Raw genomic sequence first — 15,390 nt, forward strand, 5'->3', positions numbered from 1 at the left:
CAAAAAGAATAGCTTATTGAACATGGGAAGCTTTAATCATTTCCCAGGCAAGCGCAGTTTTTGACAAAAAGATACACACATTCTATTAAATAAGTAGAGGATGCGCTTGCCTGAAACATCACGGAACCAAAATCCCTATCGTGCTTTTTAAGGCTTTAAAAAGATACGACGATAATGCGTAACCAGTCATAAACAATAAAAGATCCCGTAAAGCTAATGACGATTATTGATTAGTCCACATGTAGCGGATAAAAATAGGACTGCCCATCCAACTATAAAGGTGGCAGTCTTTTTACATGGTACGTTTTACTGGCGTCTATGGGTAGTATATAATAGGGTGTCAAAGAAGGAAAGATGGGAAGTGCCTATGAGTAAACGAAAGAATAATGGATATAAAAAATCGGAAAAAAAACGCAAGCAATCGAATAAACCATTCGGGAAAAAGAACTCACCATCAGCTGCTCGAAAGGGTGACAAAAGTAAGCATCCAACAACTAATAAGCGTCATCCTGATAAAACCGTAACCGCAGAGGTCACCTGCACAGGCCTTTCTAATACGGGGAAAGGCATTATCCAGTGGGAAGGAAAACAATTAGAGGTAGAGCATCTATTGCCAGGTGAAACGGCTGAGATAACTGTGTCGACGAAAGGGCGTTATGTTAACGCGGAACTAAAACGAGTATTAACCCCTTCTAAAGAGCGAATTAAACCAATGTGCTCGTATTATTATGACTGTGGAGGGTGTCAACTGCTCCATATGAACGAGCAGGCGCAAACGCGTTTCAAGCAAGAAACAGTGGACAAATTGATGAAACCGTTCGGGAAACCAGAACCCATTTTAACTATGGACCATCCGTATGATTACCGGAACAAGAGCCACACGACATTTGGACTAAACAAGGAACGACAAATTATTGGTGGGCTTTACGCTCAGAATAGTCATAAGCTTATTTCAATGGATGGGTGTCTTATCCATGATCCGAAAGCGGACGAGATCTGGCAAACCATTAGAGACATGATGAAGTCCTTTAAAATGCAGCCTTATAATGAAGATACTGGACAAGGCTTCCTCCGTCACGTGCTGGTAAAGGTTGGCAAGGTCAGTGGTGAGATTATGGTTGTGCTTGTTGTAGCTTCACCTATATTTAAGGGGAAAAACAATTTTATCAAAGCTCTCAGGAAGGCTCACCCAGAGATTACGACTATCCTTATGAACGTCAATAACCGGAACACGAGTATGGTTTTAGGAGATCAGGAAAAGGTACTGTTCGGTAAAGGAACCATAACAGACATCCTTTGTGGAATGAAGTTTGAAATATCCGCTAAATCCTTTTATCAAATCAACCCGGTCCAGACGGAGAAATTATATGGAAAAGCAATTGAAATGGCCCAGTTGACTGGAAAGGAAACTGTAATTGATGCGTACTGTGGTATCGGAACCATCGGTCTGATAGCAAGCCGGAAAGCTGGCAAGGTCATTGGTATAGAGCTGAATAAGGATGCTGTTCGAGACGCTATTCGCAATTCAAAACGCAACGACGTAAAAAATGCCCGTTTCTTTCAAGGTGATGCCGGGGAATTCATGGTCAAAATGGCAGCACGCGGTGAGAAAGCAGACGTAGTCATTATGGATCCACCACGAAGCGGGAGTGATGAAGCGTTCTTGTCTAGTGTAGTGAAACTTAAGCCTAAGCGTGTAATTTATGTGTCCTGTAATCCTGAGACGCAGGTGCGGGATATGAAATATTTAGCTCAAAACGGCTATGAGGTTAAACGAATTCAGCCAGTGGATATGTTTCCACAGACGGTGCATGTAGAAACGGTCGCCGAGATAGTGTTGAAGTAAGAAGCAGGAGCTTGACAGACCCTTCTTTTTAAGTCTATCAATGTTAATTATTCAGTATAAGGTCTGATTATGGACGTAACTCTTATATATTGTATAAATAAAGGATACTGAGCAATCAAACAACAGCTAATTGGATTACCTTTGTGAAACATAAGTAACGGAGCTTTTCTCTTAGAAGGATAAGCTCCTTTTTTTAAAAGAAGAATAGGACTATATAAGGTAACGGAATCTTGTGCTGACGATACAGGTTAGTTGAGTTTGTATAAAGAAGAGTAAAAATTGAGGAGGATTTACCATTTACCGGAAATCCATATAGATGTTCTATTAATGTGTTGATAAAGCAATTATATGAAGGAATTAAACAATAATCGTAGAATAAAACCACTGGGACTATTTCAATGGACTGTATGTAGGTATAGGTGCTTGGCTAAAAACATTAGGGAATCGGAACCACACATACGAAGGAACGAGCAAAGAAAGGATTGATACAAATTTTTTTGACGGCAATGTTTTCTTGTTAGAATTCGGGTTACTTAGTAGTTGCTCGCTCTCATTTTAATTGCATTAAAACTAAACTAAAAACCTTTACAACCTTAATCGTGAAGGAGGGTATTCAGCGGTACAGAAAAAAGAGCAGGTGGAATAGCCTGAACTTTATGTGGAAAGGATTAAGTATTACAAAAAAGTTAGGAGAATAGTTAATGAATAATAATAATTCAAAAAATCGAAGTTCTGTTTTTAATGATATAAACCGTGCCCCAAATCGTGCAATGATACGGGCAATGGGGATTAAAGATGAAGATTTTAATAAGCCTTTTGTGGGAATTGCGAGTACATGGAGTGAGGTTACACCATGTAATATACATATTGATGAATTGGCTAGAAAAGCAAAAAACGGTGCTTTAGATGCAGGGGGAACTCCTTTTATTTTTAATACGATTACAGTTTCAGATGGAATCTCTATGGGGACAGAGGGAATGCGTTTTTCCCTGCCTAGCCGTGAAGTCATTGCGGATTCTATAGAAACAGTTGTAGGCGCTCAGAACTACGATGGGGTAGTTGCAATTGGGGGATGCGATAAAAATCTGCCAGGGTGCATGATTGCGATAGGGCGTTTGAATTTACCTGCCGTTTTTGTTTATGGGGGAACGATTCGACCAGGAAATGTAGATGGAAAGGATATAGATATTGTTTCCGCTTTTGAAGCAGTAGGGAAATATAATAATGGAGATATTGAACGCGATGAACTCCATGAAATCGAATGTCATGCTTGCCCAGGTGCCGGATCATGTGGAGGTATGTACACAGCTAATACAATGGCATCCGCAATAGAGGCTATGGGAATGAGTCTTCCTGGAAGTTCATCAAATCCTGCAGAGACAGAAGAAAAATTAGAAGATTGTATCGAAGCAGGAAAAGCTGTTATAAATCTTTTAAATAAAGAAATTACTCCTAAAGATATCATGACGAAGAAAGCCTTTGAAAATGCGATTACGGTTGTAATGGCACTTGGAGGGTCAACTAATGCAGTTCTTCATTTATTAGCATTGGCTCATACAGTTGATGTTGATCTTAATTTAGATGACTTTGAACGTATTCGTAAAAAAGTTCCTCATATAGCAGATTTAAAACCAAGTGGTCGCTATGTAATGGAAGATTTATCTGATGTGGGTGGAGTACCTGCCGTAATGAAGCTGCTTCTTGATAAAGGACTACTTCATGGGGATTGTTTAACTGTAACTGGTAAGACAATAGAGCAAAATTTATCAGAACTTCAGCCTTTAAAAGAGGGACAGGACATTATCTCCTTTGAAAATCCAAAGCGTGAGACAGGGCCATTAGTTATTCTAAAGGGTAATTTGGCTCCTGATGGTGCAGTAGCAAAAATGTCTGGGTTAAAAGTTAAAACAATAACAGGGCCTGCCCGTGTTTTTGATTCAGAGACAGATGCAACAAATGCCGTTTTAAATAATGAGATTAACCCAGGGGACGTTATTGTGATTCGCTACGTTGGTCCTAAGGGGGGCCCTGGAATGGCAGAGATGTTATCGATAACTGCAATTGTAGTTGGAAAAGGACTCGGAGAAAAAGTTGGCTTAATTACAGATGGCCGCTTCTCAGGTGGTACACATGGATTAGTAGTTGGTCATATCTCTCCCGAAGCACAGGTTGGTGGTCCAATTGCATTAATTCGAGAGGGCGACATAATAACCATTGATAGTGAATCACAAGAACTTTCTGTTGATGTTTCTTCAGATATGTTTAATGAAAGATTAAAGACATGGAATCCACCAGAACAAAAATTAAGGGGAATTTTATCCAAATATGCTAAGTCAGTCTCATCAGCTTCAAAAGGATCAATAACCGATTAATTGAGGAATAGTAAGAAAAAGCTGGCAGGTTTTAAGGAGAAGGTTTAATGGGCTATAATTTAATTGATTTTGCAAATGAGGAAAAAGGAAAAATTAATAATTTTGATTCTAACAATACTGAATGTATTAAAAAAATAATTAGAAAAGCAATTGTTTTTTATGCCTTAAAATCTTATGAGGAAGTTGAGAAACACCATTTAGGCTCTATTAGAATTTTACATATACACTCTATTGTGGAAGAAAATCTCCTATCCAAAATTGTATATGAATTAAGAAACAGTCAGCAAGATTTGAATATTGAAGGTGTATATGAAGGTTATGTTATTAGGGACTACTAAGGGGTTTTGATATGCCTCCATTTTTTATTAGTGTTTATGAATCTTCATCCAAGGATGATTACCGAGCAGATTACAATAGTAAAAAGATATAAGGAGATACATTTCTTAAAAGGTATGATATATGGTAACTAAAACTTACTAAATCTAATTTGTTTAAGGATACTTTTTTTGAAGAAACCAATAAACAAAAATAGAACTTCCACATAATTGGAAGTTCTATTTTTTTATTTGATTAGTATCAATATAGAGAATAAAAAAATGAAACTATTTGTTCCCTTTTTAAAAATGTGGTTTACAATATTCCGTTAGTGTGATATTATCAAAAACGAAAATAATTCAAAAAATTTAGTTAATTCAAAATATTAAATCACTTCAAATTACTCGATGTTTATCTTCAATGAGTCAGAACAGATTATACTTACATAAAGGATAGGAGGGAGTAAAATAAAAGATGTCATAATAGTTGGTGGTGGTATTGCTGGGTTATCTGCTGCTTGGCGTCTTAAGCACCATGACATTCTACTATTAGAATCTAATTGTCGCGTTGGGGGGCGTATACGCTCCGAAAGACGTGGGTATCATTGGTTAAACTGGGGCGGACATGTATTTGCTGGCGATGGTTCAGCTTCAGATGAATTATTTAGATCTGTAGGGATAGAAGCACGAACCGTACCCGGTGTTTTATCTGGCATGTATATGAATGGGAAACTACTTACAGATGGTCGAGTTGAAACATATCCTTTTAAGATTCCTATGTCATGGAAAGCTAGATTTTCTCTAATACGTGCTGGTGCTAAAGTACGTGCAGCTGTTTTCAAATATGGAAAAGTAGCTAGTCAACGGCCAGGAGAAGACAGTAGAGTTCATCAACAACGAATCTTTGACTTTATGAATGATCAGACCTTTTCCGATTTTTTGGGTGAATTACCCATGGATGCTGATGCTATTTTTCGACCTACGGTTAGCCGCTCCACTGGAGACCCTGAAGTAATATCTGCAGGTGCAGGTGTAGGGTATTTTTACATGATTTGGAACAAAGATGAAGGATTGGCTAAAAATATTCTTGGCGGACCATCAACGCTCACAGAAACTATTGCAACAGTATTAGGTAATCAAGTTCAACTAAATGCAAATGTAAAACAAGTTGTACAAGACACAAACTCTGTTAAAGTAAGCTACTCTCAACATGGGACAGAGTATGAAGAAGAAGCACGCTATGTAGTTCTTGCTACCCCCGCACCAATCACACGAAAAATAGCAGTAAATATTAAACCGCAAGTTGGTGAAGCTCTTGATAAGATTGTTTACGGCCCTCATGTAAGCGCTTCCTTTTTAACTAACGAAACGGGTCCACAAGTTTGGGACAATTTATATTCTATAGCTACCCCTAAAAAATCATTCGATATTCTTATCCATAACTCTAATCTAATCCATTCACTTAAAACCGAAAGACAACCAGGCAGTAGTTTCATGACATTTTCTCCCGCTCAACGTGGTCATGAGCTAATTAACAAAACTGACGAAGAGATTATACAAACGTATATAAAGGATCTTAATGATATATTTCCAGGTATTCGTAATCATATAGTTGAAGCTGAAGTAAATCGATGGCCATTAGGATCTGCCTATGTATTCCCAGGTCGTGCAAAACTACAATCGGTTCTAACGGAGCCTTCTGGCAGGTTGTTCCTAGCGGGAGATTACTTAGGTTCACTTTATACTGAAACAGCAGTCCAGACGGGTTTCAATGCAGCACAAAATATTAATAGCTTATTAGGAACCTGCAAACAAGAAAAAAACTCACCTGATGTTGCCCGTTATGTTTATTAGAACTGTGGGAATAACAATATATTTCGGGAAAGGTGAAATTTGTAAAATTAGCGGCTATCAGAAAAACGGAGACTACATATTATCAAAACCTTAAATATTTCTCTCAGAAAAGGGCACGAGGATAAATGATGTTCTTTAAGACCAATTTGGTCTAAAGATAGATATAAAAAATTTGGAGGGAGTGTTGAAATTTGGCACAATTTAAAGGAGTTTATGTTGCCATAGTAACACCATTTACAGATTCTTACGAGGTGGACTACAGTGCATTGAAAGAACACGTGGATTGGTTGATCAGTGAAAAGGTTGATGGGATTGCACCATGTGGCTCTGTTGGAGAGTATGCGTCATTGACTTCAGAGGAAAGAAAACAGGTAATCGAGACGGTTGTAAATACAGCCAACGGAAGAGTCCCTGTTATTGTAGGTACAGGTGCTCCCACAACAAAAGAAGTGGTAGAATGGGCACGATTTGCTAAATCTGTTGGAGCTTCAGGATTGATGGCTTTACCGCCTACAGTCTATAACCCAACTAAAGAAGAAGTCAAAGCCCATTATAAGGCATTGAATAGTGTTGGATTACCGATTATTGCTTATAATAATCCCTACGATTATAAAGTAGACTTGACACCTGATTTGTTAGCAGAGATGTCTGACCTTGATAACCTGATAGGCGTAAAGGAATTCTCACAGGATGTCCGTCGTGTTCACGAAATTTTGGAAAAAACAGATTTAGAAGTTTTGGTCGGTTGCGACGATTTGGCATTGGAAGGTGCTATCGCAGGTGCGACTGGTTGGATTGCTGGATTTACAAATTCGTTCCCAAGAGAAAGCGTGAAGCTTTTCGAATTATCTGTTCAAGAAAGAGTAAAAGAAGCATTGGAAATATACCGGCCTATGTTGCCATTATTTCGTTATGATGCAAAACCGGAACTTGTCCAGGCGATCAAATATTCGCTTCAATTAGCAGGTAAACCTGTCGGACCAACTAGGGCACCGAGATTACCTCTTAGTGAAGAAGTATACAACTTGATTAAAGCAGCACATGAAAAGGCCGAGCAAACACGTTCTTTGGTATAGTTTCAATGTGGTTGGAGCAGAGATTGACCGGGGATTACGGTTAAATTTGAATGCTGAATACCGGGAGGAGTTTTTGTAATGGCTTTAGTAATCAGTAAAAACTGGATTGGTGGCGAATGGTCAATCCCTATGAATGGAAAAACGATAATAAATAACCCTTCAAATCTACAGGAGCAAGTAGGTACTGTCAATCTATCAGACGAATCTGATGTGCTCCAAGCAGAAGACGCAGCAAGAAAAGCCCAAAAAAAATGGGCAAAATTAACCGGAGCCGCCAGAGCAAATTATTTAAATAGAATGGCCGATGGTTTGAAGGAGAATTTAGAAGAATTAGCAACTTTAGCTAGCTCTGAAATGGGGAAACCAATTGGTGAAATGAAGGGAGAGGTTAACCGTGGTATTCACCTACTGAGATATTATGCGGGTGAAGGGGTACGATCAAACGGAAACGTTATTCCTGCTAGTGATGTCAATGTAATGCAATATACTAAAAGAGTACCAATTGGTGTCGTTGGTATCATTACCCCATGGAACTTCCCAGTTGCTATCCCAATTTGGAAATTAGCACCGGCCCTTATTTGTGGTAATGCATTGATTTGGAAGCCTGCAGAAATTGCATCACTTACAGCAACGAAAATGGTAGAGATTTTTGAAAAATCAGGATTACCTGCAGGTGTACTGAATCTTGTTGTTGGTAAAGGTAGTGATGTTGGAAAAACACTACTAGAAAAGGTGAACTTGAACGCTGTCAGTTTCACAGGTTCTTCGGTAACTGGTAGTCTTGTCGCACAGACATGCGCCAAACGGAACATAAAATATCAAACAGAAATGGGTGGCAAAAACGCTGCAGTTGTCATGAATGACGCCGATTTAGAAAAATCGATTCCGATGGTCCTTAGTGGTGCTTTCCGATCAGCAGGTCAAAAATGTACTGCAACCAGCAGAATTATTGTTGAAAGTGGCATATACGATGAGTTTATTGAAAAAATTCAAAAGGGTGTTGCTGAATTAAATGTAGGTCCTGCTTTAGAAGAAAATACTTACCTTGGACCAGTAGCATCTAAGATTCAGTTTGACAAAGTAAAATCTTATGTTGATATCGCTCATAAAGATACGACGATTGTTGCTGAGCCTAAGCTATCAATTAATTCCGAAGGTTACTATGTTTCACCTATCGTTGTGACAGGTGCAGACAGTGATCACCAACTTGTTCAGGAGGAAATATTCGGTCCAATGGCAACTATCCTTAAGGCTAATGATTTTGATGATGCAATTCGTTTATGTAACAAAACGGTCTATGGACTAAGTGCTTCATTATTTACAAATAATCTATCCTCTGCTCACAGATTCCTAGATGAAACCGAAGCAGGTATGGTTAGGGTTAATCAAGAAACAGCTGGCGTGGAATACCAAGCACCATTTGGTGGTATGAAATTATCAAGCTCTCACACAAGAGAACAAGGTCAAGCTGCTCTTGATTTCTATACTGAAACGAAGACTTGCGCCATTAAGTATTTCTAATTAGCAGTAACACCGAAAGTTTTTTGGAGAATACTTACAAATAGATGAATATCGCAGAAGGAGTGCTGTCAAAACCACCCCTTAAGAGCAATTTTGTAGCATAAAGACCCATGAAGCGGGAGGGGGCAACACTATCTCTTCCCGCTTAGTGCAAATAGAGAACTTCAACCATTGATACATTATGAACTATACTGATTCTTGCGCCTTCCTTATCATGTTTAACGCATGATGGATTACTTTTTAAGAACTGGAATCTACATTTATCTTCAAGGCTTCTAATCGCTCGATTAAGCCAGATTATTTAAGGGTAAGATCCAAGCGGTCAGAAAGATCACGTCTTTTCGTTTTATTTAATGTTAGAAAAGATTTATAGAAAAAAAAAGCTACTCCTATGATCCTCACAACATATCCACTCATGTGAAAACGTAAAATAAATATCTATTTGGCCACAAAATAAAATAATCCTTTTTTTATTAAAGCGATTCAACAATAATTCTACAATGTAAATAACGGTGTCAAGCCCATTAACAGGGAAAAGGGATGTATTCGATAAAAGGATAAAAAGGTGTGAAAATTATAAAAATTTAGAGGGAGAGGAAATATGAGGATAAAAAATATCTTTAGTACTTTATTAATTGTTGTGATGATGTTTACTTTAGCAGGTTGTAATACGGCAGATGAAACGGGAAATAACGCTAATGGGAGTGGGAAAAATAATTCCGATACCATTAATATAAAACTTGCTGGTCAATCTCCTGAAGATCACCCAAGTACCCAGGCATTATATGATTTTGCAGAAAAAGTTAATGAAAAAACTGATGGAAGAGTGAAAATAAAAGTTTACCCAGCAAACCAGCTTGGTGATTATACAACTGTATTTGAAGAAGTGGGAAGAGGCACAATTGAAATGGCTTTAATAGGACTTCCTGGGAATCAGGATAAACGTTTAGAGTTAATATTCACTCCATATATGGTATCTAGTTATGAAGGAATAGAAGAACGTTATGGACCAGATTCTTATGTTTTTAATAAAATTCAAGAAATCACTGACGAACTGGGGGTTAAACTACTAGCATTCCATGCAAATGGTTTCGGAGGTGTAGGTACTTCAAAGGAAATCAATAATCTATTAGATTTAGGAAGTGATAAAGATATATTATTACGAACTGCTCCTTTGGACGTTTTCCAACAGCCTATGAAGGATATTGGATTTAGAACCGTTACCATTCCTTTTGCTGATTTATATACTGCATTGCAGACAGGTTCAGCAGATGGATGGGCGGGTGGCGAACCTTCTCTTAATTACTTTGGTTTCCGTGATGTAATAAATTATTTCTATCAAACTAACGATTTCTTTAATGCAGACTCCTTTCTAATTAACTCAGAAGTATATGAATCATTCAGTGAGGAAGACCGGTTAGTCATAAATGAAGCTGCAACGGAACTTATGAATAATAGCTTTGAAACCGCTAAAAATTATGATGAAAAATATCGTAATTTGTTAGAGGAAAAAGGAATTGAAGTAATTGAGTTTAGCGAGGAAGAACTTGATCAAATTGCTGAATTTGTTCGTGAGAATACGTGGCCAAAACTTGAGGATTCTTTAGGAGATGGCATCATCGATTCTTTAACAAAAGAGTTAAAATAATAAATAATTAGTATCTTTTTTAACTGTTCTGAATAGAGCCCCAACTTTTGGTTCCTAGTATTAATAATCAAAAGATTTGGGGCTCATTAAGAATGGTAACAAAAAGCAACATCGCTCTAATTTTTTATTCTATGGAATAAGGGGGCTTTGGATTGAAATTATTAATTAATCTTCAAAAGAAAATCATTTTTATAACAAGTGTCATGATTATTTTTGGTTTAACTTTATCTGTAGTATTACGTTATATACTAAAATTAGATTTATTTGCTATAGAAGAGTTGTTAATTATTCCAACATTTTTACTATATTTTATAGGTGCTGCGCAAGGAAGTTATGAAGACAGTCATATATCAGCAGATATGACGGAAATATATGTAAAAAACAATACTATAAGGCGCTTAATCCAATTGTTTATAGCCGTAATTACATTAATCACATGCTTGATAATCACTTACTGGAATGCAGAATACTTAAGTTGGAGTTTTAGTCATGGAGGTAAGACTCAGGGGTGGGGTATTCCTATGTATGTCCCTCACGGAACGGTGTTATTAGGATTCATACTGATGACACTATATTCTAGTATTCATTTATACATAAAGGCTAAATCGGTAGTAGAAGTATTCAAAAAGTGAGATGAGTTGGGAGGTTAATTATGTCATTGTTAGTTGCGCTAGTAATATTAGTGGGATTGTTAGTTATAGGGGTTCCTGTACCAATCGTTTTTTTAACTACAGTTATATATTTCATTTTTACACAAGGATATGATCCAAGTTTCTTAGTTCCTTATGGATTTAGTCAACTTAATAATACCGTATTATTAGCGGTTCCACTCTTTATTATTGCTGGGTCTATTATGAGTTATGGTGGAATTGGGAAAAGAATAGTTGAATTTGCTCAAATTTTTGTGGGAAGAGTTAAAGGCGGTTTAGGTTTTGTTACGGTTATTGCTTGTGCAATCTTTGGTGCTATATCTGGCAGTGCAGCTGCTGCACTTACTACTGTTGGAGCTATTATGTTTCCTCGATTAAGAGAAGTTGGTTATTCAAAAGGCTTTGCGGCTTCATTGATTACAAGTTCTTCTATACTCGGTCTATTAGTCCCACCAAGTGCGATAATGATTTTATATGCTTGGGTCGGTAACCAATCCGTTTTAGCAAGTTTTTTGGCTACGTTGGGACCAGGTATTATACTAATGTTATTAATGAGTATTATTAACTACTTTTATATGAGTAAAGAAGAAGAAAAAGTATTATCTATTGTTAGAGTGGGCAGTAATACACCAACTCCCCCTACAAGTAAGAATTCAAGAAAAATTATTATTACAGCTATTCCAGGATTATTAATGCCAATTATAATTTTGGGTGGTATATATGGAGGGATCATGACTCCAACCGAAGCAGCTGCAATTTCTGCTGTTTATGCAATTCCTGTTGGCCTCTGGGTATATAAAGAACTTGATAAAAAGAGTCTTTATTATGCTTTAATTAAAGCTGGAACGACAACAGGGGTTCTTATGGTCATGCTTTACTCAATAATGATTCTTAGTCGAATAATTGTTATGGAAGATGTACCAAGTAAATTAACTCAATTTTTATTATCAATAACAGATAACACAGTTGTTTTATTGCTGATGATAAATTTATTTCTTATATTAGTTGGAATGATTATGGATGATGTTAGTGCTGTTTTAATTTCAACGCCCATTTTACTCCCGGTGGTTGTGAATTTAGGGATAGATCCAATTCATTTTGCAGGTATTATAGGTGTCAATATAGGGGTAGGTTTACTTACACCTCCTACTGCACCATTACTTTATTTAGGGAGCCGAACGAGTGATGTACGAGTAAATGAAATGCTTGGACCAACGTTCCTCCTTTTACTATTTGCATGGATACCAACACTACTTTTAACAACGTATATACCTGAAATCTCGTTATTTTTACCACGATTATTATTAGGGAATTAATATTCGTAATCATCTATGTTAGCTAGCAAAGGTCTATGTTATGATTAAGAAAGGGGAAAATGTACTAATAAACCCTATAGAAGGCTACTAAATAATCATCAAATATTTTTTACAATTCTTGAAGATTGAAGGCGGTTTTTTATGAATCTATTAAATCAAACCAAAACAATCAAAAAAATAGTAGATATTAAAGATACATTACCGAAAAAGCAAAGACAGTTATGTGATTATATTCTTAAACATCATCAGTCAATAGGATTGATAACAGTTAAGGAGCTTGCAAGTAATGCCAATGTTGGCATATCAACTGTGATGCGTACTTTAAATAGTTTAGGTTATGAGCACTTTAATGATTTTCGAAAAGATATCCACGATGAATCGATTCCTTTTGTCTCAAAATGGACTTTAAAGAAGTCTTTAACAGAAATTGAAAAGCAAGAAGTTCAAAATTCAGGTTTATTGCAAACTTGGGATGAATCAGTTGAGTTACTTAACAAATCATTAGATACAGAGTTAGTAGAAAACTTTGGGAAAACAATCGATCTTATTATCAATTCAAGTTTTATTAACATTCTAGGTACTCGACCGTATAAAGCAACCGCATTATATATGGAACAGCTGCTAGGTGAATTCTTTTCAAAGATTAGACAATTAAGCCATGATACTGAAACAATGTATGATAGGATTTTGCAATTTGAAGTAAATGAAGTTTTAGTCGTCTTTGCGTTTGAGCCTTACACAAATCGAGTGATAGAAGCGGTTAAGCTTACCCATGAACTAGGAAATAAAATTATATTGATAACAGACCATATTTCATGTCCAGTTATTTCATATGCCTCTGTAACTTTAAGAGTTGAAGTCAGTAAGGAACAGTTTTCTGTTATTCCGATTATTGCATTAATTGAAGCAATAGTAATTGAGGTAGGTAAGCAGTCCTCAAAAGATTCGATTAAAAAATTGAAAAGGCTTGAAAAAACACTCATAGATAAGAATGTAATATACTCTTATTAAAACAAGGTAAACTAAACAGCGCTGTTTGGTTTACCTTGTTTTTATTCATACAATAGATAAGATCGCTCTAATCAAATTATGATACTACATAAGAATGGTTGTTAGTTGAATAATTTTTAATATTGGGAAGTAGAACTGAGTCAACAACTCAAAAGTATTATTATGAATAATACGTGATCCCAGTTAAAGAAGGGAAGAGATTATGAGTTTAAGGAAGAAAGGTAGTTTGTTTATAGGAATAAGTACGTTAACGTTATTACTAACACTTTATTTAACGTTATGGCCCGTACCCATTGAGCCTGTTTACTGGGATGCTCCACAGTCAAACGGATATACAAGTCCGCACAACGTAAATTATATACTGGCAGATATGAAATTTATTGAACTAAACAATTACAACAAACCAGAACATATTGTGTATCGAGATAATTGGTTATATGCCGCGATGAAGGGTGGAATAATTATTCGAGTTCGCCCTGATGGTACAGAAAGTGAAGTCGTAGTAAATACAGGGGGACGTCCACTTGGATTTGATTTCGATTCGAAAGGAGCACTTCTCATTGCCGATCCTTTATATGGAGATCACGGTGGATTGCTCAAAGTGACGGATGTCGATGGAGGAGGAGAGATTAAGCTCCTAACAGATTCTGCTGAAGGGTATCCCATTCATTTTGCTGACGCTGTAGTAGTCTCCAAAAGCGGTATGATTTATTTTACAGATGCCTCATTAATAAAGGCAAAAGAAATTGGTGATGTTGGTAAAGCTGGTGAACTTGACATATTAGCAAATAGCAGTACGGGCAGGGTATTGGAATACAATCCTAAAACACAACAGACACGAATATTAATGAATAACTTAAGCTTTGCAAATGGAATTGCTTTAACTGAAGATGAACAGTACTTATTAATAAACGAAACAGGAAAATATCGGGTTTGGAAATTGGACGTAACTGCAGAAAACATTAGTGCATTGGAGCCGAACAAATCTGCACAAATCATAATTGATAATCTACCAGGACTACCTGATAACATAATGAAAGGGAATGTTGGAAGATATTGGATCGGATTAGTTTATCCTCGAAACGACTTTTTGGACTATAGTGCAAACAAACCTTGGCTTCGTTCTATAGCAATGCGCCTACCAAACTTTCTCTTGCCTAAAGGCAATGGATATACTCATGTTATATCGATTAATGAGTCAGGTGATATTGTAGCTGATTTACAAGATCCAAATAGCACATATACACATATAACAGGTGCAACTGAATCAGACGATAAGTTGTTCTTCCACCATTTAAATAATACGACCACAATTGGTTGGATCAATTTACATCAACAAAAATATCTGGAATATGAACCAAAATTGTCCAAATATTTAAATTCTGAGATACCTGTGCAGTAATGTTTAAAACTAGGTACAGGTATTCTTTTCTGACGGTAACGAGCTGGTTACTATACTGAAGGATGAAATAATACTAGAAGGGTTAATGCTTTTTTTGTTGAAGTTATTGTAACGGTAGGACAAAAAGTAAAAGTAACAGTAATTAAAAATTATGATGAAGACTCTTGAGATGTGAATAAGGTGATATTTAAACTGGAAGACATAACTAACACGGCAAATATCAATCAACTAATTTTAAAAAGCTAAAATAAAAAATCCATTGATGATTGAAATTTATTGGGGTTAAGTCTTATAGTATTCGGTCGACTTAATGTGGTTGATGGTCATTCAGACACAGAAGGTTTTGATGACTTAATTATATTTACTGATCTACTACTAAC

11 protein-coding genes are annotated in these 15,390 nt (G+C 36.5%); all 11 read left to right on the top strand.

Annotated elements, in window-relative coordinates:
- The first annotated feature begins 367 nt into the window (after window positions 1-367).
- The 11 genes from rlmD (at window position 368) to NLW78_RS05790 (ending at window position 15,010) form a co-directional block, all read left to right on the top strand.
- The gene (gene rlmD, locus NLW78_RS05740) at window positions 368-1,846 is read left to right on the top strand and encodes a 23S rRNA (uracil(1939)-C(5))-methyltransferase RlmD (RefSeq protein ID WP_254496015.1); all 1,479 of its coding nucleotides are present in this window, start codon (window positions 368-370) and stop codon (window positions 1,844-1,846) included.
- Between the two features lie 701 nt (window positions 1,847-2,547).
- A complete protein-coding gene (ilvD, locus tag NLW78_RS05745) occupies window positions 2,548-4,218 on the top strand; it encodes a dihydroxy-acid dehydratase (RefSeq protein ID WP_254496016.1) in 1,671 nt (556 codons plus the stop codon).
- A gap of 47 nt (window positions 4,219-4,265) precedes the next feature.
- On the top strand, window positions 4,266-4,556 hold the full coding sequence (locus tag NLW78_RS05750; protein WP_254496017.1) for a DUF6407 family protein: 291 nt from the start codon (window positions 4,266-4,268) through the stop codon (window positions 4,554-4,556).
- A 474-nt stretch (window positions 4,557-5,030) separates the two neighbouring features.
- A complete protein-coding gene (locus NLW78_RS05755; RefSeq protein WP_254496107.1) occupies window positions 5,031-6,386 on the top strand; it encodes an NAD(P)/FAD-dependent oxidoreductase in 1,356 nt (451 codons plus the stop codon).
- 191 nt (window positions 6,387-6,577) lie between these two features.
- Window positions 6,578-7,462: a dihydrodipicolinate synthase family protein gene (locus tag NLW78_RS05760; protein ID WP_254496018.1), complete on the top strand. Its 885-nt coding sequence runs from the start codon at window positions 6,578-6,580 to the stop codon at window positions 7,460-7,462.
- A 78-nt stretch (window positions 7,463-7,540) separates the two neighbouring features.
- The gene (locus NLW78_RS05765; protein ID WP_254496019.1) at window positions 7,541-8,983 is read left to right on the top strand and encodes an aldehyde dehydrogenase family protein; all 1,443 of its coding nucleotides are present in this window, start codon (window positions 7,541-7,543) and stop codon (window positions 8,981-8,983) included.
- Between the two features lie 601 nt (window positions 8,984-9,584).
- Window positions 9,585-10,631, top strand: coding sequence for a TRAP transporter substrate-binding protein DctP (gene dctP / locus NLW78_RS05770; RefSeq protein WP_254496020.1), 1,047 nt, complete (start codon window positions 9,585-9,587; stop codon window positions 10,629-10,631).
- 152 nt (window positions 10,632-10,783) lie between these two features.
- Window positions 10,784-11,263: a TRAP transporter small permease gene (locus tag NLW78_RS05775; RefSeq protein ID WP_254496021.1), complete on the top strand. Its 480-nt coding sequence runs from the start codon at window positions 10,784-10,786 to the stop codon at window positions 11,261-11,263.
- 20 nt (window positions 11,264-11,283) lie between these two features.
- Complete coding sequence (locus NLW78_RS05780) at window positions 11,284-12,597, top strand: TRAP transporter large permease (protein ID WP_254496022.1); 1,314 nt, start codon at window positions 11,284-11,286, stop codon at window positions 12,595-12,597.
- Window positions 12,598-12,738: 141 nt separating this feature from the next.
- Window positions 12,739-13,608 carry a MurR/RpiR family transcriptional regulator gene (locus NLW78_RS05785; protein WP_254496023.1) on the top strand — a complete coding sequence of 290 codons (870 nt, stop codon included), beginning with the start codon at window positions 12,739-12,741 and terminating at the stop codon, window positions 13,606-13,608.
- A 202-nt stretch (window positions 13,609-13,810) separates the two neighbouring features.
- A complete protein-coding gene (locus NLW78_RS05790; protein ID WP_254496024.1) occupies window positions 13,811-15,010 on the top strand; it encodes an SMP-30/gluconolactonase/LRE family protein in 1,200 nt (399 codons plus the stop codon).
- The last annotated feature ends 380 nt before the right edge of the window (window positions 15,011-15,390 follow it).

Origin of the sequence: Salirhabdus salicampi, from assembly GCF_024259515.1 — a bacterium.
GTDB lineage: Bacteria > Bacillota > Bacilli > Bacillales > Alkalibacillaceae > Salirhabdus_A > Salirhabdus_A salicampi.

Excerpts from the sequence above, each read along its gene's own strand:
- NLW78_RS05785 (WP_254496023.1), top strand. The coding sequence starts at position 12,739 with ATGAATCTATTAAATCAAACCAAAACAATCAAAAAAATAGTAGATATT.
- dctP (WP_254496020.1), top strand. The coding sequence starts at position 9,585 with ATGAGGATAAAAAATATCTTTAGTACTTTATTAATTGTTGTGATGATG.
- NLW78_RS05765 (WP_254496019.1), top strand. The coding sequence starts at position 7,541 with ATGGCTTTAGTAATCAGTAAAAACTGGATTGGTGGCGAATGGTCAATC.
- NLW78_RS05750 (WP_254496017.1), top strand. The coding sequence starts at position 4,266 with ATGGGCTATAATTTAATTGATTTTGCAAATGAGGAAAAAGGAAAAATT.
- NLW78_RS05790 (WP_254496024.1), top strand. The coding sequence starts at position 13,811 with ATGAGTTTAAGGAAGAAAGGTAGTTTGTTTATAGGAATAAGTACGTTA.
- NLW78_RS05780 (WP_254496022.1), top strand. The coding sequence starts at position 11,284 with ATGTCATTGTTAGTTGCGCTAGTAATATTAGTGGGATTGTTAGTTATA.
- rlmD (WP_254496015.1), top strand. The coding sequence starts at position 368 with ATGAGTAAACGAAAGAATAATGGATATAAAAAATCGGAAAAAAAACGC.
- ilvD (WP_254496016.1), top strand. The coding sequence starts at position 2,548 with ATGAATAATAATAATTCAAAAAATCGAAGTTCTGTTTTTAATGATATA.